At 45.8% G+C, this 22,155-nt stretch carries 21 protein-coding genes and 2 pseudogenes; 10 read left to right on the forward strand and 13 right to left on the reverse strand.

Annotated elements, in window-relative coordinates; translation table 11 throughout:
- Positions 1-211: 211 nt before the first annotated feature.
- Complete coding sequence (locus tag RDV52_RS01735) at positions 212-595, reverse strand: fluoride efflux transporter FluC (RefSeq protein ID WP_040557249.1); 384 nt, start codon at positions 593-595, stop codon at positions 212-214.
- 138 nt (positions 596-733) lie between these two features.
- Between RDV52_RS01735 and RDV52_RS01740 the strand changes: the two are divergent.
- The 6 genes and pseudogenes from RDV52_RS01740 to smpB form a co-directional block, all read left to right on the forward strand.
- Positions 734-2,651, forward strand: a pseudogene (locus RDV52_RS01740) (endonuclease MutS2); the annotation flags it as partial.
- A gap of 86 nt (positions 2,652-2,737) precedes the next feature.
- A pseudogene (locus tag RDV52_RS11220) lies at positions 2,738-3,367 on the forward strand (Smr/MutS family protein); the annotation flags it as partial.
- Positions 3,368-4,038: 671 nt separating this feature from the next.
- Entirely contained in the window at positions 4,039-5,256 is a 1,218-nt protein-coding gene (locus RDV52_RS01745) for a hypothetical protein (protein WP_004367716.1), read from the forward strand.
- A 447-nt stretch (positions 5,257-5,703) separates the two neighbouring features.
- Positions 5,704-6,870 carry a replication initiation protein gene (locus RDV52_RS01750; RefSeq protein ID WP_004364903.1) on the forward strand — a complete coding sequence of 389 codons (1,167 nt, stop codon included), beginning with the start codon at positions 5,704-5,706 and terminating at the stop codon, positions 6,868-6,870.
- Positions 6,871-6,904: 34 nt separating this feature from the next.
- A complete protein-coding gene (locus RDV52_RS01755) occupies positions 6,905-7,414 on the forward strand; it encodes a DMP19 family protein (RefSeq protein WP_004367714.1) in 510 nt (169 codons plus the stop codon).
- Complete coding sequence (smpB, locus tag RDV52_RS01760) at positions 7,407-7,886, forward strand: SsrA-binding protein SmpB (RefSeq protein WP_004364756.1); 480 nt, start codon at positions 7,407-7,409, stop codon at positions 7,884-7,886. Before RDV52_RS01755 ends, smpB begins: the two co-directional genes overlap by 8 nt.
- Before the next feature lie 209 nt (positions 7,887-8,095).
- On the opposite strand, the gene RDV52_RS01765 is transcribed toward smpB, so the two are convergent.
- The 9 genes from RDV52_RS01765 to RDV52_RS01805 all read right to left on the reverse strand — a co-directional run bounded on the left by RDV52_RS01765 (position 8,096) and on the right by RDV52_RS01805 (position 14,752).
- Positions 8,096-8,932 carry a hypothetical protein gene (locus RDV52_RS01765; RefSeq protein WP_004367713.1) on the reverse strand — a complete coding sequence of 279 codons (837 nt, stop codon included), beginning with the start codon at positions 8,930-8,932 and terminating at the stop codon, positions 8,096-8,098.
- A 47-nt stretch (positions 8,933-8,979) separates the two neighbouring features.
- Positions 8,980-9,417, reverse strand: coding sequence for a hypothetical protein (locus RDV52_RS01770; RefSeq protein ID WP_004367712.1), 438 nt, complete (start codon positions 9,415-9,417; stop codon positions 8,980-8,982).
- Entirely contained in the window at positions 9,407-9,874 is a 468-nt protein-coding gene (locus RDV52_RS01775) for a hypothetical protein (protein ID WP_004367711.1), read from the reverse strand. Before RDV52_RS01775 ends, RDV52_RS01770 begins: the two co-directional genes overlap by 11 nt.
- Positions 9,865-10,374 carry an RNA polymerase sigma factor gene (locus RDV52_RS01780; RefSeq protein WP_004367710.1) on the reverse strand — a complete coding sequence of 170 codons (510 nt, stop codon included), beginning with the start codon at positions 10,372-10,374 and terminating at the stop codon, positions 9,865-9,867. Before RDV52_RS01780 ends, RDV52_RS01775 begins: the two co-directional genes overlap by 10 nt.
- A gap of 257 nt (positions 10,375-10,631) precedes the next feature.
- Positions 10,632-11,138: a gamma carbonic anhydrase family protein gene (locus RDV52_RS01785; RefSeq protein ID WP_004367709.1), complete on the reverse strand. Its 507-nt coding sequence runs from the start codon at positions 11,136-11,138 to the stop codon at positions 10,632-10,634.
- Between the two features lie 163 nt (positions 11,139-11,301).
- Positions 11,302-11,877 (reverse strand): Maf-like protein, encoded by a 576-nt coding sequence (locus RDV52_RS01790; RefSeq protein ID WP_004367707.1) that lies wholly within the window; start codon positions 11,875-11,877, stop codon positions 11,302-11,304.
- Positions 11,878-11,884: 7 nt separating this feature from the next.
- On the reverse strand, positions 11,885-13,342 hold the full coding sequence (locus RDV52_RS01795) for a S41 family peptidase (protein WP_256593323.1): 1,458 nt from the start codon (positions 13,340-13,342) through the stop codon (positions 11,885-11,887).
- Between the two features lie 81 nt (positions 13,343-13,423).
- Positions 13,424-13,942 carry a KdsC family phosphatase gene (locus tag RDV52_RS01800; RefSeq protein WP_004364764.1) on the reverse strand — a complete coding sequence of 173 codons (519 nt, stop codon included), beginning with the start codon at positions 13,940-13,942 and terminating at the stop codon, positions 13,424-13,426.
- A gap of 36 nt (positions 13,943-13,978) precedes the next feature.
- Positions 13,979-14,752, reverse strand: a complete 774-nt coding sequence (locus RDV52_RS01805; protein WP_004367705.1) for a Rossmann-like and DUF2520 domain-containing protein — start codon at positions 14,750-14,752, stop codon at positions 13,979-13,981.
- A gap of 131 nt (positions 14,753-14,883) precedes the next feature.
- Between RDV52_RS01805 and RDV52_RS01810 the strand changes: the two genes are divergently transcribed.
- Positions 14,884-15,867, forward strand: coding sequence for a GNAT family N-acetyltransferase (locus RDV52_RS01810; RefSeq protein WP_004367703.1), 984 nt, complete (start codon positions 14,884-14,886; stop codon positions 15,865-15,867).
- Positions 15,868-15,959: 92 nt separating this feature from the next.
- Positions 15,960-16,715, forward strand: a complete 756-nt coding sequence (gene kdsB / locus RDV52_RS01815; RefSeq protein ID WP_004367702.1) for a 3-deoxy-manno-octulosonate cytidylyltransferase — start codon at positions 15,960-15,962, stop codon at positions 16,713-16,715.
- A 236-nt stretch (positions 16,716-16,951) separates the two neighbouring features.
- On the opposite strand, the gene RDV52_RS01820 is transcribed toward kdsB, so the two are convergent.
- The 3 genes from RDV52_RS01820 to RDV52_RS01830 all read right to left on the reverse strand — a co-directional run bounded on the left by RDV52_RS01820 (position 16,952) and on the right by RDV52_RS01830 (position 19,678).
- Complete coding sequence (locus tag RDV52_RS01820) at positions 16,952-18,313, reverse strand: dipeptidase (RefSeq protein ID WP_004367700.1); 1,362 nt, start codon at positions 18,311-18,313, stop codon at positions 16,952-16,954.
- Positions 18,314-18,607: 294 nt separating this feature from the next.
- Positions 18,608-19,261: a rubrerythrin gene (gene rbr, locus RDV52_RS01825; protein WP_004364910.1), complete on the reverse strand. Its 654-nt coding sequence runs from the start codon at positions 19,259-19,261 to the stop codon at positions 18,608-18,610.
- Positions 19,262-19,510: 249 nt separating this feature from the next.
- On the reverse strand, positions 19,511-19,678 hold the full coding sequence (locus tag RDV52_RS01830) for a hypothetical protein (RefSeq protein WP_155799712.1): 168 nt from the start codon (positions 19,676-19,678) through the stop codon (positions 19,511-19,513).
- Between the two features lie 589 nt (positions 19,679-20,267).
- On the opposite strand from RDV52_RS01830, the gene RDV52_RS01835 reads away from it, so the two are divergent.
- Positions 20,268-20,681 carry a leucine-rich repeat domain-containing protein gene (locus RDV52_RS01835; RefSeq protein WP_004367691.1) on the forward strand — a complete coding sequence of 138 codons (414 nt, stop codon included), beginning with the start codon at positions 20,268-20,270 and terminating at the stop codon, positions 20,679-20,681.
- 5 nt (positions 20,682-20,686) lie between these two features.
- The gene (locus RDV52_RS01840) at positions 20,687-21,706 is read left to right on the forward strand and encodes a leucine-rich repeat domain-containing protein (RefSeq protein ID WP_004367690.1); all 1,020 of its coding nucleotides are present in this window, start codon (positions 20,687-20,689) and stop codon (positions 21,704-21,706) included.
- Positions 21,707-22,155: the final 449 nt, after the last annotated feature.

Consider the following 22,155-nt stretch of genomic DNA (forward strand, 5'->3'; position numbering starts at 1 on the left):
TCAACTTTTTAAGCAAGTCACAATAAGGATTATTCCGTTGTGAAAACAAATTGGGTGGGACACTTCAGGTGTACTCACCCTCCTTATTTTATATATGGGTTCAAATTTAGTAATAATTTTATAGACTTGCAACTTTTCTTAATTCTTTTTCATACTTCGTTCTTGTGCAGAAGAAGGCTTAAAAGGACCATTTCCAAACAGTATTTGCTGCTTATAATTTGTTGAAAAAGGTAGCTGTCAGTTGTCCCATCAATACTGCAAGCGAACCTAAAACGATGCTTCCAAGAAGATAAAGGAGTGTTGCTGTAGGTGCTCCTCCCTTCCAAAGTGTCGCATTTCCGTGCGAAAAGGTTGAACAGACTATGAAACCGGCACACAGACCAATCACCAACATTAACCGTGTATGGGGATTAAGCGACTGACTATAATGGAAAATGGAAGCAAAGCCAACGATAAAGCAGCTTAATATATTAACGAAAAACACTGCACGAGGCGTTGGCTGGGTTACGAAATTCGACACCATGCGCATGACAAAGGGGCTTATGACAGCACCAAAGGCACCACTAAAGATTAATAGAATAATATTGATTGCCATCTGCTTTTTTGTCTACAAAGATACAAAATCCACAATAAATAAACGAACGTAGCTATGTTTTAAAAAGAAAAATAGTAACTTTGCTTCTCAAAAAACACCGACGAAAGGTGCATTTTAACAACCATTTTACAAGCAAAGATGATATATCCCAACAATTTTGAACAGAAAATAGGTTTCAACGAAATTCGTTCGCTACTGCACGAACGCTGTCTTTCCACGCTCGGACGCGAGCAGGTAGACTGCATGGAGTTCTCTTCCGACACGACACAGATTAACTGTTGGCTGACCGAAGTGCGCGAGTTTCGCCGCATTCAGGACGGTTTAGAACCCTTTCCACTCGACAACGTGTTCGATGTCCGGGCAAGCGTGGCTCGCATTCGCCTTGAAGGCACGCACATGGAAGAGGACGAACTCTTCGATTTGAAGCGGTCTTTGGAGACCATCATTGCGGTTGTTAAGTTTCTAAGTGCGGGCGAAGCGTTGCCAAATGGAGAAATACAACGCACCTACCCTACCCTTTATGCGCTTTCCGATGGCGTGGCAACGTTCCCAGTCTTGGTGCAACGCATCAGCCAAATCATCGATAAATTCGGCAAAATGCGCGATTCTGCATCGCCAGACCTGCTCCAAATCCGCCGAGAACTGGCTCGTGTGGAGAGCAGCATATCGCGCACGCTGACCCATATCCTGCATTCGGCACAGAGCGAGGGCGTGGTAGACCGCGACGTAACACCGACCATGCGCGACGGACGCTTGGTTATTCCAGTGGCTCCGGGCATGAAACGCAAGATTTCGGGTATTGTACACGACGAGAGTGCAACGGGAAAGACGGTCTTCATAGAGCCTGCCGAGGTGGTGGAAGCCAACAACAAGATACGCGAATTGGAGAATGAGGAACGCAAAGAGATTATCCGCATACTCCGAGAGTTTGCCAAACAGGTGCGTCCGCACGTCCGCGAAATCCTCGATTCCTATCATTTCCTTGCCCTTATCGACTTTATCAGGGCGAAAGCAGAGCTGGCTCGTATGTTCAAAGCCATTGAACCGGAAGTCGGAACAGAGCCGTACATCGACTTTATTCGTGCCATTCACCCGCTGTTGCAGCTTTCGTTGGCTAAGAAACAGCGCACGGCAGAAAACAGCGATGCCCCTTTGGCAGTCGTTCCGCTCGACATTCAGCTTACAAAAGAAAAACATTTGCTTATTATTTCCGGACCAAATGCCGGCGGAAAGTCAGTCTGTCTGAAAACCGCCGGACTGCTTCAGTATATGCTTCAGTGTGGTCTTTCAATCCCAGTGAGCGAGCGTTCCACCGCAGGAACGTTCCAGAACCTCATGATAGACATTGGTGATGAGCAGAGTATAGAGAACGATTTAAGTACATATTCATCTCATTTGATGAACATGAAAGCCATGATGAGGCAGGCAAACAGCCACACGCTCATCTTGATAGACGAGTTCGGAACGGGAACGGAGCCGCAGATAGGCGGTGCAATCGCCGAAGCTGTGCTGAAACAGTTCTGGAAAAAGCAGGCGTGGGCGGTGATAACGACCCACTATCAGAACCTTAAGCACTTCTCAGAAGACCACAAAGGAGTGGTGAACGGGGCTATGTTGTACGACAGGCACGAGATGCGACCGCTCTTTCAGTTGGCTATCGGTCGTCCGGGCAGCTCGTTTGCCATAGAAATAGCGCGCAAAACGGGTATTCCCGAAGAAGTTATCAGCGATGCTTCTGCCATTGTTGGCTCGGATTACATACAGAGCGACAAGTATTTACAGGATATTGTTCGAGATAAACGCTATTGGGAAGCAAAGCGACAGACCGTGCACAGCCACGAAAAGGAACTGGAACGAACCATTGCCAAATACGAAAAGGAACTGGAAGAGCTGCGCCAAAGTCGTAAGGAAATTATAAAGAAGGCGAAAGAAGAGGCGGAGGAGATAATCCGAGAAACCAACAAGCGCGTTGAAAACACCATTAGAGAGATACGCCAACAGCAGGCGGAGAAAGAAGCAACGAAACGTATTCGACAGGAACTTGCTGCCTACGAGCAATCTATGCTCGGTGGTTCTACAATATCTTCAGGTGGAAAAGACAACGCAAAGACACCGAAAGCAAACAACAAGCAAGCTATGCGCGAAGGTGGTTTGATGACCGACGAGGAACTGCAGGCACGCATAGAAAAGATAAAGAACAGGAAAGAACGACACGAACGACACCTGCATGAGAAGGAAGAACGCAAGCAGAATGCTGCCGAAGGACTGAGGGCGGCTGCCGAAAAGCGGGCTGCCGCCCGACCAATTGGCGTAAATGACACCGTTCGCATCAAGGGATTGACATCAATTGGGACGGTTGAGACAACCGATAACAAGCAAGCTGTGGTGATATTTGGCGGAATGCGCACCAAGATGGCGCTGTCGCGGCTTGAACGTGTAGATGAAAACACGCTGAAAGAAAGTCAGAAACAGTTTACAGCATACAGCTATAGCCGACAGACCCGGGAGACGATAGACGAGCATCGCAACCAGTTCAAACAAGAAATAGACGTGCGGGGAATGCGCACCGACGAGGCTTTAAACCAAGTGCAACACTTCATTGACGACGCCATTCTTGTTGGCGTGAGCCAAGTGCGCATACTTCATGGAAAGGGGAACGGCATTCTGCGCACCATGATAAGGCAGTATCTGAATGCCATTCCGAACGTCAGGAACACCCGGGACGAGCACGTTCAGTTCGGAGGAGCCGGCATAACGGTAGTAGAATTATAGGGCTTGCACATATTCATAAAGCGTCGTCGTGTCCCGGCAGTGTGTAGCAAAACACCGTTGAGCCTGCTTTATTGCATGCCTAATATCTATGTTGTACCGTTTCATCGTTGCCAATTGTCCACAGTATGGACACGATGATGCAATGAATTGACTGCCATCTACTTTCAACATGCCTGCGGATATGCACAAGCAGACAGACAGATATCCATTATATGGAGTCGTAACACAGAGTGTTCTGCAATGATTAAAAACCCCAATGTGTGGTTGCTGATTTTCAAAAGAGCCTGTTCTGTACACCAAAAGAGCCTGTTTTACCTTGCAAAAGGGCTTGTTTTGGCATGCAAAACAGGCTCTTTTGCAATCCATTGATAATGAAATGGTTAAAGAATACGGCAGAATATGCCTCATACGCAGCCATTTAAACACCGCTTTTTTATATATCAACAAAGCGGAAAACGAAGCAAATGGGATTTAATTGTGAGACTTTGACAATATTCGACCCATCGGTTTGGCAGTAAAGACAAAAAGACGTAACTTTGCCATGGCACGCAATGCAGGTTTACCGATGCTGAAACGATACTGCCATGGCGTTGCCCTTGCAGCATAACGCCCAATGTATGGTATGCACATACCGATGCGTGAGCGATGTGGTAAATAATCCAAATGGTACAATGAAAAGATTTCAAACAACCCTGTTAATGCTTGTTGTGGCAACAATGTCGCTGCAATGCAATGCACAGACCACGAAAACAACGGTCGATGCCCATCAGCAGGAAATGGCATCACGCCCCGTCTACAAGCGTTTGCTCACGCGCGAACAGCTGGAAGCAATGGGAATTAACTGGAACAAACTGCTGAAACATATAGAACTTCAGAAAGTTGCATGGAAAGGAGGCGACTTTCGCGACGACCAATCGGAACCAAGATACGAGCCAACGCGCGAAGATTTTCTGCTAACAATACCCTTAGTGGAATATTATATGCGCACACATGGCTACCAAAAGCCTTCCGACGAACTTTTTGCACAACGCATACAAGAAGTGTTTGGTGCAAATCTTAATATGCAAAGTCAGAAACCTTATTTGCCTATACAAGGAGAAGCTGATTACAATTTTGCCAGTACGTATTATGCCTTGTGTGGTAAAGGTATTATAACCTACAACTGGTTGTTAGACGATTTGATGGACGTTAGAACAAACAAAATAGTGTTGCGCCCGAAAATATTTCAGCAAATACTTGCCCTGAACAACTTTGTCATGTACAACGATACAGCAGCTTTCAAGTTCTTGACGCAGGCAACCTATAGCGGACACGAGGACGACTATGATGGAATGGGCGACCCTTACGATGGAAACAATATTCTGTGCGATTTGTTTTCAACCTATAACTATTATGGAAGTGCCCCACTTAACCAGTGGTATTTTACCACACAAGACGTTAATCCAGTGTTGTTCTATCATCTAATATTCGAAAGAACACCGCAAGGCAAGTTGGTTGCCCATCGTCAGCTGATAGAATTGATAGAGCAAAACACCACAGGCACAGATACATACACGTATTGGAAGTATTTTGGCAGACTGCTTTTTGACGTATTAGACAACGAAGACGACTTTAAAGATATGCACTATAGCGTTGTACATAAGGCAAAAATGCTTTGCTATTTTGCCAATTCGGAACACAAAATGCGCAAGCGTTATGCCAAATATATACCTTCGCTCACAGCAACAGCTTATTGGGACAAGTCTTCAACCACCTCTTCCATGATTATGCAGCACCCCGATGTGTACGATATGGCATGCAAATACAACTACTTCGGAGTGGTTAGACCCGAAGTAATGAAGGCGTATGCCGCAGAAGCCGAGCAGCGGAAGAAGAACGAAGGAATGTAAAATGTATCGCAGTAGCATTCACAGTGTGTTGCAATAATATTCAGAATGGAACGGATAAACATAAAAAAAGATTGACTGTCTCACGACAACCAATCTTCAAAACCTTAATAATCTAATACCATGAAAAACACTTTGCAAAGTTAAACGGATATTTCCAACATTGCAAATATATTCCTTTAAAGAATGTTAATCATCTTGAATTGCACCAATTTTCTTAGTGTATTGCTCTTTTTTCGCCAAGAATATTGTTCAACGGGTAACATATTGCACATACTCGGATAAATAATTGCATTCCAACATCGGTTTTTTGCAAGTGCGAAAGTTTTTTTAGTTTTTGTCGCCAATAGTCGCTTTTATCAAAAAGTTTTGTTATCTTTGCAATCAAAATATAGCTGTACACTTGGCGAAAATACAATTTAGATTTCCCCACACATTATATAATAAGGTATGGTAACAACCAAAAAGACTGCAACGACGAAGCCTGCGACCACGGTTTCGAAGCCCAAAAAGGGAGCAAAAGCCCAGAAAGCACCCGTAAAACGAGGCATTTCGGACGAGCTGATTCCCATTGAAGAAGAGACGTGGCTGCTTCAACCCATTGCAGTAACGATGATGCGGCACGACTATTCGCTCATTCAAGTGCGCATACTTGTATCTATTGTAGAGAGCTTGCAGTCCATTTTGCATGGCATTCTGAACAATAAACGCAGTCCGCAGTTAGACCTTTTCAAGACAAAAGAATTGGACGAAGACGGAAGAATGCCCATAAAGCTACCCTTCAAGGAACTTGGCGTAGACCCAAACCATTATCCGCAGTTGCGGACATCGCTGAAAATGCTGGCTGCTATCCCCGTTGAAATACCTTACAAGACGAGCGAAGGGCGCAAATATACAAAGGCAACGAACCTTTGCGACGTGTATATTCCAGAAGACAGGTCGTACAACAAGTATGCAATATTGAAGCTCGACCGAAGCGTTGCCGAACGTCTCGTATCGTTGGACTTCGGTTACCATCGTCTTGGAAAGCAGATAGTGTTCGCCTGCAAGAACCGATATACGCAGCGTATATATATGTTCATCGAGTCGTGGGTAGACAAAGGGCGTACCGTTATAAAGACTCTGGAGTTCAGGAAGATGCTCCGTTTAGAGAACAATTACAAGAAATTCTCCGACTTTTGCCGCCGTGTGCTCGAGCCGGCAAAGCAGGAATTGAAGGAGTTAGCCGACAAAGGGTTCTGCGATTGCTACTTCGATTACGAGAAAAAGTACGACCATGGGCAGCGTGGAGGCGAGCCCGACGAGCTGGTATTCCAGATATTCCGAGCCAAGAACAAGATGGACGCGCAGCTGGAACAGATGAACGAGATGCAGCGAAGACAGTTTCAGCAAATGCTTATACAGTATTTCGACTTCACACAACCCAATGCCAAGAGCATGGCAGAGCGCATAACGGCAGAGCTTTATCCGCTTGCCATGCAGAAACTAATGGACTTGCGCCAGCGTTTCAACACTACTTACGTGAAAGACAAGGCTGCCTACACCTTTAAAAGCCTCGACCAGATGATACGAGAGCACGACATTCCGAACACAACGGTAGAGGAAATAAAAGATTGAGGACTATAAAACGAGAACCGAAAACCATAACACAATGATAGAAGTCAAGGTAAACGATGCTGCACTTCGCACGGCTGCAGCCGAAGGAGAGGACGCTTTCGTAGAAGTGTTCATCGATGCCATCAATGCAGCAATAGGCGGAACGCTCACCGAAGAGAACATGCAAGAGCTCAATTCCGACCAGATTACACTGTTGGGGTGGAGCTATTTGCACGGTGAAGTAATGAATGGAGGCTACGTCCAGCTTATTTATAACGGCTATGGGGCATTCATTTTCAAGAATCCTTTCGGTGTTGCAATGCGCGATTGGGGCTTAACTAATTTGTATTCGCACCTCCGTCGCACCAGGAAAGCATACGACAAGTATCACGAACAGATAGAAAAGGAAATGTCGGACGACGACTTTATGGCACTCTACGAACAGATGCCGGAGTTCGACGAAGCCGACGACGACTTTGTTTTGAACGAAGAAGAATGGACAAAAATGGTGGCTGCATACATTGACGACCACATTAACAACTTTGCTACGATAGAAAATGAATAAGGAAGAACAAGAAATTCGCAAGAAGTCGCCAGTGCAGATACGCAACAAAAAGGCTTCTTTCGAATATTATTTTGTAGATACTTACACGGCAGGAATAGTGCTCACGGGTACAGAAATCAAGTCTATACGTGCCGGTAAGGCTTCTTTGGTAGACACATACTGCTTCATTAACAAGGGCGAAATATGGTTGGAAGGCATGAATATAGCGCCTTACTTCTACGGTTCGTTTGCCAATCACGAGGCAAGACGCAAGCGCAAGCTGCTATTAAACAAGCGGGAGATACGCCGTTTGGCAGAAGATGCCAAGTCGCCGGGCTACACCATCGTACCCATATTGGTGTTCATAGACCAGCACGGGCGTGCAAAGGTGGACATTGCCCTGTGCCGTGGCAAGAAAGAATACGACAAACGGCAGACGTTAAAGGAGAAAGAAGACCGCAGGGAAATGGATAGAGCCATAAAGCGGTACTGATTTCAGCACTTAATGTAAAAGCTTTTAGGCTTAAATTTCCTATTTTTCTTAGGAGATCTAAGCCTTTTTATTGCACAAGCTATATGCTTTTAGGCTTAGAAACTCCCCGTTTTCTTGGAGTTCCTAAGCCTTTTTTATTGTTAAAAGTGAGAGCTTTTACACCTGAGTTCCTTAGTTCTCATGGAGTTCCTAAGCTGTTTTTGCATGGTTTAAAGCTCGAAACCAACGCCTATACCAATCGGGTGGCAAGCCAAGCCGCTATTCATCAGCTTTGTAAGACTGTAGTGTGCGTAAACCGAAAAGGAGTTAAAGCCGAAGTAAGCCTCAAGGTTCAATCCTATCGGATTGGTGTCTAAGTTGCGACTGACAGTATATCGTTTGCTCTTAATACGATACTTACTGCGTATCTCTCCCTTAATATCCACCGAACAACCCAGCCCAAAATACACTTTCTTCTTATCCATCTGTTTTTTCCATTCTATCATAATCGGAGCCCTGAAGTAGTAGTATTTTATAAAACTTGTGCGCACATTCTCTGCCGTATTCCTTGCTATCGTTGGTTTACCGTCCACATCTGTCAGCATATAATTGGTTTGGAAATGGTTGTGAACAAACCCCGTTTGGAAAGCAAAGACTAAGCCGAGAGAGTTAGAAGGGTTGAGCCCCACGCCTATTTGGAAGTGTGTAATTCCCCATTCCAACGATTTTACGTCTTTGCTATGCATAGCTTCTCCGCCATTCAGCAGGTTTACACCAATGTAGAAATCGGGAATGTTACCATAAAAAGTGTGGTTATTTCTCTTTCGGATAGGCACGAACGGTGAAGAAATAAAGAAGCGTTCCACCTCCTGACCGTCTATATAGCTGGTCTCCTGGCTCTTGACAAGTGCGCTGCCGTCCTTGTTGAATACAGCCACATGGGTTGCAATACTGTCTGTACTCACCACAATTTGTTTGTTGTTGTAGTAGATTGTTGTGTCGTTTTCTTCTGTAGCCATTGCCGGAACAGCTATAACGAGCGTTAAGAAAAATAGCAAGTGTTTCATAATTCTATCTTTTTTGCGTTTATATTACGATGATTGCTTGTCCCGTTTCAGTGCTTGGCGTAGCACAATTTCATAATATCGTCAGGACCGAGCGTACCTTCTATATAGATAACGGCACCACTATTGTTCGGTGAATTACTGAAAAGTATATACCTGTTAAGCCCCGAAGGCAATGGTGGAAGCATGTAATAGCCACTGGTAACCTTACCGTTGTCTACTATTTCGCGTATTTTGCGTGCTTTTTTTCTATCAATATTCAGATATGGGGCTATACTTGCACCAATCTTTTTATAGGTCAATGCCTTGTAAACCTTTAGCTTGTAGCCCCTGAGAACAGCATCGTTGAGCACCACCATCTTGCAGTTCTTGGCTTTTCCGAAGCGTTCGAACACTATGCCTGTCTGCAAATCGCTCTGCGCTCGTGCTGGTAGCAGAGCAACAAACAGGCATAGCATAAAAGCTATTCTCATTGTTTTATTCTTCATTGGTAGTTCCTCCTATTTGTGAAAGTGCCTGAAAATCTTCGCTTTCGTTGGCAGAAACCATGTTGAGAGCCGCCTCTGCTTCGTGCTGAACCATGTTTTTGTTGGTGGTACATTCACCGTTTATAATGGCATAATCGCCTGTTTTAGTTACATTATGGCGCACAACGAACATGGTAATAACCACTGCTGCGACAGCCGAAACAGCTGCAACTATCCAGTTAGGCAGGCGCTTCTGTTTCTTCAATACGTCTGTTTCTGTCGATGAAACCGATTGTTTTGCAGTTTGTTTGCAACGTTCTTGCTGTTCCCAACGGAACAAAGCACAGAATGGTTTCAGCTCGTCGGGCAGCAATAGCGGGTCTTGTGCAAAGAAGTTTCGCAGTTGCTGTTCTTCTGCAACCGTTGTTTCGCCGTCCGTATATTTGCTTATTAGGCTGTCAATGTCGTCTATCTGCATTTCTTTATCCTCCCTGTTGTCAGTCTTATAAACTCCTTTTGAATGTGCCTTCGGGCTCTCGACAGGTTCTGTCGTAGTGCTTCCGGCTTGCAATTGCATATTTTTGCAATCTCTTCGTTCTCGTATCCGTCTATCTCTTTCAGCCGGAATACCTGCTGTTGCAGGGGCGGCAGATGGTCTACAATATGCTGTATCAGCTCCATGTCGTCCTTTCCGTCTGTCCATTCCTGTTCTGCTGCAAGCTCTTTGGGTCGATTGCTCTCTGCACATTCCATCTTTCTGTGTCGCCAATGGTCTATAGCTACACCCTTAATTATCTTTATAGCCAATGCCTCAAGGTTGGTATGCGTGTCCAATTTCTGTCGCATTGCCCACATACGGAGATAGGTTTCCTGCACGAAATCTTCGGCTTCGGCATCTCCTCCCTCCAGTGTTGCAGCCACTTTCAGCAGTCGGCTACGCAGGTTTATTGCTATTTGGCTAAATTCTTCTATTTCCATTGCTCTTCAAGAGGTAAACGAACGAATGGCTTTTTTGTGACATCGAGCTGTAAAAAAATATTTATTGATGCTGGTTTCTGCTGTTTTCATTGGTAAAAAGAAGGGGCTAAAGTACAAATCACAAGTGTTTTCTGTTTGGTATAGAGTTGGTTTGATGCGTGCATAATGCCATCGTGTACAGAGTTTTAAAGGCATTATGCACCGCATTAGTCGGGTTGCGGGGACGATGAAAAAGTAGTATTTCTCGTTCAAACCCACTATTCCTCATCTTCGTACCACTTCTTTATGTACAGATAATGGTCGGCAAACAAACGCGATTGTCCTGGTACTGCAGCCTTAATACGTCGTGCCGGAATGCCACCCCATATCTCGTTAGGAGGGATTATCGTACCTTGCAGCACCACTGCGCCCGCTGCCACCACTGAGTTTTCGCCCACTTCGGCATTGTCGAGCACCGTGGCGTTCATGCCGACGAGGGCATTTCGGTGGATAGTAGCACCGTGCACAACAGCCGAATGGCCAATGCTGGCACCATCTTCAATAACTACGGGCTTCCCCTCAGTCTGGTGAATGCATGCCAAATCCTGCACGTTCACCTCGTTGCCCATCACAATGGCATCTACGTCGGCACGTATCACTGCACCGAACCATACCGAGCAGTCGTTGCCCATCGTTATATTACCTGCCAAAGTGGCATTTTCGGCGAAGTAGCAACGCTCTCCCCACTGTGGACTTTTTCCTCTTGCTGCTTTTATCAGAGCCATTTTTCTTAATCTTTATAATTGTTGTCTTTCGCTGGAACCCTTGTTCTGTTTTGCAAAACCCATTGTTTTATCTTGCAAAACCCATTGTTTTGCGTTGTAAAACCCATTGTTTTACTTTGTAAAAGCCCCTGTTTTGTTCCGTTGAAACCGTTGTTTTTGTACACTAAAAGGCGTTCAGTTCTTCCCAAATGCGCTGTACGGGCAGTCCCATTACGTTGAAATAGCTGCCTTCGAGTGCCGTTACACCGATGTAGCCAATCCACTCTTGAATGCCGTATGCGCCTGCCTTGTCTAATGGACGATAGGTTTCTATGTAGTAATCTATCTCTTCTTCCTTCAGATTTTTGAAGGTTACGTCGGTAGAAACCGAGAAACAACGCTGCTTTTCCGTCGTCGTAAGGCACACGGCAGTAACCACTTGGTGCTTCCGTCCGCTTATCTTGCGCAGCATTTGCTTTGCTTCGGCATCGTCGTGGGGCTTCCCCAATATTTCGTTTTCCACGATTACCACCGTGTCTGCCGTAATAACGAGTTCGTTTTCCGCAATGGTGTCCTTGTAGGCATCAGCCTTTTCGCGGCTGATATAGCCGGCAACGTCTGCAGGTGCGGTCGTTTCGGGATATGTTTCGGCTATGTCGGGCTGCACGCGCACGTCGAATGCTATGTCGAGACCGCGCAACAGCTCCCTTCTTCTGGGCGAATTGCTCGCCAATATAATGTGATAATCCTTGTAACTCATATCTTCTTTATTTCTCGTTTCGTATCAATTGCAATGTCGTTTCCAATGCTTTGTCGGCAGAAACCGCAATGTCGGGTATCGTGCCGTGTATGTCTGTCTCGTCAGCGCCGTATTGCCAGAACCGCTTATACGACATATAGCAATACAATTGCGATATGGGCAGACGGTATTCGAGCACATCTCCGAAGCAAACATTCATGCCGCCGGTTTCCTCGCCAACGACTTTGCCCATATTGAAGTATTTGAATGTCCACGAAAAAGAAGCGGCTGAAGAGAACGTGTAGTTGCTTGTTAACAGCCAAACCTTGCCGTTGTAGCAGCGAGTCTTGTCGTTTAGCGGCACATTCAAGCTATCTTCGTTTTCCAAGTACAGTCCTGTTGGCGAGAGAAACTCATTTCCGTAAGCGTTTTTTAACAGGCGTTGCGTTGTTGGAGTTATGCGCATAAAGGCTTTTCCGAACTGTTGGAAGGGCACTTTGCTTATGCGTTCGAATATCAAATCGCCTATACGAGAATCGCCACCGCCATTTTTGCGCACGTCTATGATAAGGTTCTGCACCTTCTTGGCGTTTATTTCGGTTATCATCGAGTCCAGAAAGGCAGTCATTCCTGCACTGTCTGTGCAGTCGTTGAACGACATCAGTGCCACCCGATCACCCTCCAAGAGTTGGTATTCGAAATGTTTCGGTGCCTGTTTCTTTACCTCAGGTGTTTTCCCTGCAGCCTTTTCGGCTTTCTTTTTCTCGGCTCTTATCTCGTCGAAGGTTGCCCCTTTCAGCGTTGTTTCCTTTATTTTGTCTTTCCATACATACTTGATGGCATACTTATCGGCAGGATAGCAAAGTTGGAAAAGATAACTAAAGTAATTCTTTAGTATCATTAAACGAAAGAAATGACGCTCTCCCGACACGTATTGGAGCAGGTTTGCAACGATGTCGGAACTTGAAACACCGTTTATTTCGGTAATTTCTGCCCCCTTAGGAATGCCAAATATCGAGTAGCAAGCAGTTATTTTGCCACTCTGGTTGTCCACATCTACCTGTACAGGAAGGCGCAAAACGGTCTTTGTAAGTATGTCGTTGTAAGGTGGAACCACGTGTGTGTGTCCGTCGCCGAGCAGTGCTAACAGTGGCGCAACATATTTATATAAGGTGGCACGCGTAAGAGTGTCGGGCATTTCCTGCTCTATTGCGTTCACACGGCTCATGAACTCGCCCTGATTGCACACCGCATACATGTTCGGATGTACTTCACTGACGGTATAAACCAAGGCATTGAGATCGTAAATAGCTTGTTCTTTGGTCATTCTTCCGTCGGGAGCGAGGCGCAAACTGTCGGGAACGGGCGAATCGTAAGGTGTCATATTCACCATTTGCGCATAGGTCTGGCGGGCATACATGCACATTACGATGGGCAAAAGCACCAATAGCGTTTTCTCAAAATTGTTTTTCAACGCTGTTTTCATATACATATTATCGTTTTAAAGGTCTGCAATTCTTGCCGAAAAACTTCGGTGTGCCTTTGTAAGAAGTCCACCAAGGCACTCTTACCACCCAAAGGCTTTGGCACTTTTCAGCCATTTTCCCTGTGCACGCAACACCTGTTCGATAACGTCGCGTGCCACTCCCATGCCACCATCGTAGTCGCTTATGTAGGTGGAAATGGCTTTAATGTCGGCACAAGCGTCTTTGGGGCAGCACGGACAGCCCGCTCTTTGCATGATTTCGTAGTCGGGAATGTCGTCGCCAACATAGATAACGTCTTCTGCTTGCAGGTTGTTCGTCTTCAGATAAGCGTCCCATGTGTTCAGCTTTACAGCACAATTAAGAAACACATCGTGCACTCCGAGGTTGGCATACCGCTTCCGTATCTCCTCGTTGCGCCCCCCTGTCATAATCGCAACCTTGATTCCAAGCTTCACAGCCAGCTGAATGGCATAGCCGTCCTTAATGTTCAGCGTTCTTACGGGGTAGCCCTCGCTGTCCATGGCAACCGTGCTTGACGACAGAACACCGTCCACATCGAATACGATAGCTTTTATTTTATTTAACTCGTAGTCTATCATTGTATTACAACAGATAATTAAATACTTTCTATATACTTATTTCTTACTTCTTTCGTGAATGCTCTGCGCCATCAGTTGGTAGAGCTGTTGCGCCCTTGGATTGTCGTTCATAAGCTGCATTTGTGCCGCGATAATGTTTTCATCGTAGCGAATGGCAGGTCCTGTCTGTGCCTCGTGGGGCAACAGTTCGTGCACTTTTTTAGCCGTTTCATCGGTCAGTGGCAACATTATATCGAAAGGAAGACCCACCTTTTGCAGCACTTCGGCTGCCATATCGTAGCAGAAATTGGTATAATTGCATGCCCATACGGCAGCCAAATGCAGGTAACGGCGGTCGGAAGAGCACAGTTCGCGAACGTTGTTGCTGACGGATTGCGCCACTTCGGTGATGCTTTTAATTGTCGCAGGACTATCCGCTTCTATGAAAACCGGAATGTTTCGGAAGTCCACAATGCGTGTCTTGGAGAACGTCTGCATGGGATAGAACACGCCAAAATGCCTTGCCCGACCACGAAAGACGTCAATCGGCACTGAACCTGCGGTATGAACAAACAGCTTCTCGGTGCGATTGGGACACAATCTGCCTATAACTGCATCGAGCACACTGTCTCTCACCGCTATGATATAGAGGTCGGCATCGTTCGTTATCGTGTCCAAGCTGTCTGTCGGCGCGGCATTCAGCTTCTCAGCCAATAGGTTTGCTGCCGTCATTGTATGGCTGTAAACCTGCACAATGTCGTGTCGTGCGTTGCAAAGGGCATGCCCCAGAACGGTGGCAAGATTGCCTGCACCTATCAATGCTATCTTCATAATAGGCACAAAATTAATAAATTTGAAAAGAAAAACAATACTTTCTTCTCTTTTTTACAAAACATTCGTTACATTTGCAAATAGTGTTTGCACACCCATCTGTGCACATTCGGTAGCACTTTGTTTGCCATATGGAAGTTAAAACCAGTATCATAACACGCAGTAAAGACCTGCCCGAGCTTTGCAAAGGCACTTTTTTCCACAGTCGCGACCTGTTCTGCATGTTGGAACAGACCCCTCGACTGAAGCCGTGCATGGTGGTGGCAACTGACGAAAACGGCGAAACCATCGGGCAAATCCTTGCTCAAATTCGTGTGAAACGACGCATTCTTGGCATTAATTTCACCCGAAGAGCACGTGTTTACAGCGAAGGTTGCTACCAAGACGGCATCGACAACACAGAGAAAGGCAAACTTTTCGATGCCATGATAGATGCGCTTGTGCACCATTTGTTGCGCCATCGGTGTTACCACATAGAGCTTAGCGACATCTCAAAGAAGATGTTTGGCTACCGAACACTGCGCAAACATGGTTTCGTACCCATTCCGTGGATTCAGGTCCACCATTCCTTGCACAGCCGTGCACCCGAAGAACGGGCATCGGAAAAGGTGCTCCAGCGTATAAAGAGAGCCTTGGAAAACGGTTTTGAGACGCGTAGCGCCATGGATAAAGCTGAAATTCACCAACTCTATCGCCTCATTAAGCGATACTATATACTGCGCAAACAGCGCTACATACCCCACGAAGAACTGTTCCAACAGATTGGAAACAGTGCCTTCGGACATGTTTATGTTACGCTATACAAGGGCAGAATGGTGGGCGGAAGCGTGGTTGTGGACTCTGGAAGAGACTCCATGCTGTGGTTCGATGCGGCAATGGAGAAACGTTACATACTCTATCACCCCCACACCCTTACCGTCTGGTATGCCATCAAAGAGGCGCACAGACGCAAGCAAGACCATATCCACATTCTTAATCTCGGACTTCCGTTCTCGCGCAGCAAGTATCGCGACTTCATTCTAAGCTTCGGCGGAAAGCCCGTAAGTGCCTATCGTTGGTTCCGTTTCTCCAATTCCCTCATGCGCCGCTTTATGTTTTGGTATTACCAAATATAGCAATGGGCTGTCAGAGAAAGAGATATGATACAATGACGCTGCCGCTTTCGTGCAGTACAAATATATAAAGACAAAAACAAAATAAATAGAAAATGAAAGCAATTGGTATTATTCCTGCCCGCTATGCATCGTCTCGTTTCCCGGGCAAACCGCTTGCAGTGTTAGGCGGAAAGTATGTTATACAACGCGTTATGGAGCAAGTCAGCACCGTTCTCAACGATGTTTATATTGCCACAGACGACAAACGAATTTACAATACAGTAACTTCGTTGGGGGCAAAAGCCATCATGACGAATTCCGACCACCAGAGTGGCACCGACCGCGTGGCTGAAGCGTTGGAAGAAATAGGCGGAAACTTCGATGTGGTGGTAAACATTCAGGGCGACGAACCCTTTATACAGAAAAGTCAGATAGAGACCGTCATGGCTTGTTTCAATGATGTTGGCACACAGATAGCAACTCTTGGAAAGCCGTTTGCCACCATTGAAGAGGCAAAAAACCCCAATTCACCGAAGATTATTCTCGATAATCGCAACTATGCCATGTACTTTACACGTGCCCTTGCGCCCTATATCCGAGGTAAGGAGGAAAGCGAATGGCTAAGTGCTTATTCTTTTCTTAAACACATCGGGCTATATGCTTATCGGACAGATGTTTTAGACAAGATAACAAAGTTGCCACAATCATCGCTCGAACTCGCCGAAGGTTTGGAGCAGCTGCGCTGGTTGCAGAATGGATTTAAGATAAAAGTAGGACTTACTGACGTGGAAACCGTGGGCATAGACACTCCCGAAGATTTGGAACGCGCGGAGCTTTTCCTTGCCGAACAAAATAAAAACGAGGAGTAAGACGGAGCTTTTCGTCGTGCAAAAGAGCCTGTTTTGAAACCGTCAACAGATAGTTTTATAATACACTGATGGCAAGATAGTTGCGTTATGGAGTCTCTCCCACTACCCTTCCATGCTGTCGCCATCTTTTTATTGTTCTGGTTTTAGACACAAAACGACCACAAAGGGAAAGCCTTCGTGGTCGTTTTTTGTTATTATGGTGTACCGATGCTGTTACAAAACAGCCTGTACGGCACTTACAACTTGTCGTATTCCAGGTGGAAATTGATAACGGCTTCGATCGATTTCCAGTACATGTCGAGCTGGATATTCTCGTTCGGAGAGTGTATAAGGTTCGATTCCAAGCCGAAACCCATAAGCACTGTCTTCACGCCAAGTATCTCTTCGAAGGTTGCAATGATAGGTATGCTGCCGCCACGACGTGCCGCAATGGGACGCTTACCGAATGCTTTTTCGAACCCGCGCTCGGCTGCTTTGTAGGCCGGGAGGTCGATTGGGCACACATAACCTTGTCCGCCGTGCAACGATTCTACCTTTACTTTCACGGTTTTGGGTGCTACTCGCTGGAAGTAGTCTACCACCATCTGCCCTATTTTCTTGTGATCCTGATGCGGGACAAGGCGGCATGAGAGCTTCGCATACGCCTTTGAGGGGATTACGGTCTTGGCTCCTTCGCCCTGATAGCCGCCCCAGATGCCGCAGACATCGAAGCTTGGGCGGAACCCCGTGTGCTCTATTGTGTTGTAACCTTTCTCTCCAAAAAGCTCATCAACGTCCAACGACTTCTTGTAAGCTGTCTCGTCGAAAGGTATTTGTGCCACCATGGCACGTTCTTCGGGCGACACTTCTTCCACGTCGTCGTAGAAACCGGGGAACTGAATGCGCCCGTCCTTGTCGGTAACATCGGTTATCAGTTTGCAAAGCACGTTGATTGGGTTTGCCACTGCACCCCCGAAGTGCCCCGAATGCAGGTCGTGGTTGGGTCCAGTAACTTCGATTTGCCAGTAAGCCAGACCGCGCAGACCTACCGTTAGCGATGGTATGTCCTTGGCAATCATGCTGGTATCGGATACAAGAATGACATCGCACTTCAGCAAGTCCTTATGTTTCTCGCAGAAAGCACCCAGACTTGGCGAGCCTATTTCTTCTTCTCCTTCGAGTATGAACTTTATATTGTGCTTCAGCAGGTTATGTTTTACGATATATTCAAAAGCCTTTGCCTGAATAAACGACTGCCCTTTGTCGTCGTCGGCACCGCGTCCCCACAGGCGTCCGTCCTTGATGACGGGTTCGAAAGGTTCGGTTTTCCAAAGTTCAAAAGGCTCTGCCGGCATCACGTCGTAGTGTCCGTAGATGAGCACAGTGCGGGCTGCAGGGTCTACAATCTTCTCTCCGTAAACCACAGGATTGCCATCTGTCGGCATCACTTCTGCCCTATCGACACCTGCCATCAGCAGCAATTCTTTCCAACGCTCGGCACATCTCACCATGTCGGCACCGTGTTTGTCGGGCTGAGCACTCACACTGGGTATACGAATCAGACTGAACAGCTCTTCAAGTATTCGGTCCTGATTTTCCTTTATATACTCTTTTATCATAATTTTGGGTTTAAAGGTTAAATATTTCTTGCTGCAAACTTACACATTTTAAATGTGATTATCGAAAGAAAAATGCTAAATGTTATTTAAGAAGAATGGTCCGCAAAGCATAAGGACGATTTTCTTAGGAGGGCGGACAAACTTTTACTTTCATCAGAATGCTGTCTGTACAGAACAGAAAAAGCGAAACGCCACATCGGGCATCTCGCTTTCCAGGTTTGTTGGCAATGTCCTGACAGCAGAAGAAAGGAGATATTAGACTGCCGACATTGCCTCTTCGGTAAATGAAACCGATTAGAAGTTGTTTTCTTGCAGCTGGAAGTAGCTCTGTGGGTGGCTACAAACAGGGCACACTTCGGGGGCTTCCTTGCCAATAACGATGTTGCCACACTGGCGGCATTGCCATATTGCAGAGCCGTCGCGTGAGAAAACAATCTTGTCTTCAATGTTCTTCAGCAACTTGCGATAGCGCTCCTCGTGCTTCTTTTCGATAGCTCCGACGGTACGGAACTTGACAGCAAGCTCTGGGAAACCTTCTTCCATAGCCTCTTTAGCCATGGTGTCGTACATGTCGGTCCACTCGTAATTCTCTCCGTCAGCCGCATCTTTAAGGTTCGCTACAGTGTCCGGAATACCGGCATCGTGCAGGAATTTGAACCACAATTTGGCGTGCATGCGCTCGTTAATGGCTGTTTCTTCGAAGAGGGCAGCAATCTGTTGGTAGCCGTCTTTGCGTGCCTGACCAGCATAATAGTCGTATTTCATGCGTGCCTGACTCTCTCCTGCAAATGCAGTTTTAAGGTTTGCTTCGGTCTTTGTTCCTTTAATTGCCTTGGCATCGAATGCCTTGAACTTGTCAGCCTTTGCGTGGCAAACCGGGCATTCAGCCGGCGCTTCTGTTCCTTCGTACATGTATCCGCATACAGTACAAATAAATGTCTTCTTCATAATGTTTTGTTTTTGTTTGTTATACGTATTTTTTTAGTGGGCAACGTGGTTGTTCCTGAACACGCTTGTCGTTTTCTATTTAACAGAAAAAGATGCAGTTTGCCTCTTTGTTGCCCTGTCTTAGAGTATTTCTATTGTATTGAAATCTATCCAAAATATCTTGTTCACACTGCAAAAGTACGAAATATATATTGCAGCAAATAACAATCTGCTACTTTTTTTCGTTCGATAGCTAAGTTTAGACAGTGGCTAAATAAGGTTTAAAGCATACGTAAAAGTGCATATTTCAGACTCGCTTATGTGGCTGTTGTTGTGCGGAGGCGTATTATCGTTCACGTTCTCATCGCCCACGAACACTACCCTAACAATAAGGAATGCAACAAACTGCAACCCCATCGTTCCACCTGTCCACCTCATTATATAGATGAAAAACAGAAAATAAAGATGTTAATATTTTTTACAAGAATATCTATTGTATAACAATCTCGCTGTCAATACATTACAAAACCTGTTGTTTTGCGTTCCGAAACAGACCGTTTTGTACGGTAAAAGCGTGGTTTTTGTGCCCTAAAACAACCGCTTTCGCAATGCCAAAGCGCAGTTATCGATTCCTAAGAGAATTATCTTTACAAAATCAGAGCTATTTATCTGTAAAATCACTCTGTATAAGCTGTGAGCATTCAGACGGGCTGAAGGGACACGATTTATCACATTCTTCATAGTAATGCTGTTGTTTCGTGGGTGTCAGGAACGTGATAAATCATGCTCCTACACATGCTATCCACTCTTTTCAGTGTGTCTTAGCCTCTGTCTTGTACGGCAAAAGGCACTTCTTTGCTAAATCTTTACCGAGCCGATTGCAGAGCTACAAACAGACGCCAAAGACAAATATTTTCTCTGATTTCTGCATAAAAAACAGCAAATAGATTTGGATTTATCGATTTTTATGCCTAAATTTGCTACCAAAAGCATAGATAACCGAAGTTTAATTTAACACTAAACGATTATGAGAAGAATAATACTTTTGTTACTACCTCTCGTATTTACCTGTGTTCAGAAGGTGTGCGGACAAGCTCATTTCTTCGATGCAAGAGTGAGCAAGTATGGAGAATTAGAGCAAGTCTTAGGCGACAAGTGGGACAAGACAGACTCGCTGATAGTGCACGGACCCATCAATGAAGCCGACTTCAAGACGATGGTGCGTTGTGCAAGATACGGCATCTTGCGCATCATCAACCTGCAATATGCGCAAGTAGAGAACCATAAGATACCCAATTGTGGCTTTGCAGATGCAGAATTGAGCTCCCATGGATACTACTTGGATATTGATCGCGTTATCCTTCCCGACGATATAACAGAGTTTGGCGACTTCGCTTTCTATTGCCTGACACTGCGCAAGGTCAATATTCCTGCCTCTTGAAAAAGATGGGAGAGGCTTGCTTCTACTTAGACAAGTGGCTCGACATCAATCCGATAGTGTTTCCGGAAGGCGTAACCGAAATTCCCGATGCCTGTTTTCTCTATGCTGCCAAAGTAAAAGCAGTGGTTTTGCCCTCTACAATCAAGACCATTTCAAACGTAGCGTTTAGCAATACGTATATATCGGAGCTGATTTTACCCGAGGGACTCGACAGTATTGGCATAATGGGCTTAGGCAGTTCTTCGTTCAAAGAACTTGTTTTGCCTAACTCTGTAAAGCGATTGGGCAAGGACGCATTATCCGACAACCACAAGTTAAAGCGGGTTGTGCTGCCCAAAGGACTTACCGAGATTCCCGAAGGCCTATGTTGTATGTGCAGAGAACTGGAAGATGCAGAAATCCCTGCAAACGTAAGAACTGTTAAAAGAGAGGCTTTCAGATACTGCGAGAAGCTGAAAGTAGCCCTTCCGTACGGTTTGGAGCGCATAGAAGCGCTTGCCTTTGAGCATTGTCTGGCAGATTCCATCGTGCTGCCTTCTACCGTGAAGTATCTCGAAGGTGCTCCGTTCAGGCACGTCAAGGGCTTAAAGAAAATCTATTCCCTCGCCGAAACGCCCCCCGTGTGTACGATAGACCCTCAGAGATTTACTGATAGCATCAATCCTTTCGACGGTTCTGCACCGAAAGACATACCCATTTACGTTCCAATCGGGTCGGCAGAGAAGTATCGGAAAGCCATCGGCTGGGACTATTTCACCAATTTCATTGAGACAAGCAAGCTCCCTGCAGGGATAGAGACCCCAAAAGCGGGCAGCAACGAGCAATATAAGGTGTACGGAAAAGACGGCAGAATCGTCATGGAACCGCAGGGCAGGCTCGCCTCTCCCGTCCGTTATTCTGTTTGCAACATGGCAGGTGCAACGATAGCACAAGGTTATCTCACGGCTTCGCACACCCTGCCAGTGCCCGAAAGCGGCATCTACGTTGTCCGTATCGGCAATGCCGTGTACAAGATATTGCTGTAAAGCCCTGACAACGCTACATATACAGAACTTCCATTCGGGTTATGACAGACCGCATCGGTGCTGTTGGAACGGAGAGAAAACGTAGCAAGAAAAACATAGGGGACGAAACTTTGTGCTTCGTCCCCTATCTTTATGTATGCCCGTAAAATCTAAATATTTCTTATAAAAGTTTCTATTGCATAACCATCTTGTCATCAATGTATTGCAAAACGTATTGTCCGGATTTCAGAAAGCATAGGTCTTACCCATAAAAAGAGCCTGTTTTGCAATGCGAAACAGGCTCCTTTGCAGGACGAAACAGACCGTTTCGCCTCTTGTTGATAATGTGAATGTTACACTATGCAACCATTAAGGAAGGATATTAACATATTTCTGTTTGAAACTTAACGCATTCCTCACATTCAAAAGCCAGTAAAACAACCACCAATAAACACCACTTCGAATGTAAG

This window comes from Prevotella nigrescens, assembly GCF_031191185.1.
Classification (GTDB): Bacteria; Bacteroidota; Bacteroidia; order Bacteroidales; family Bacteroidaceae; genus Prevotella; species Prevotella nigrescens.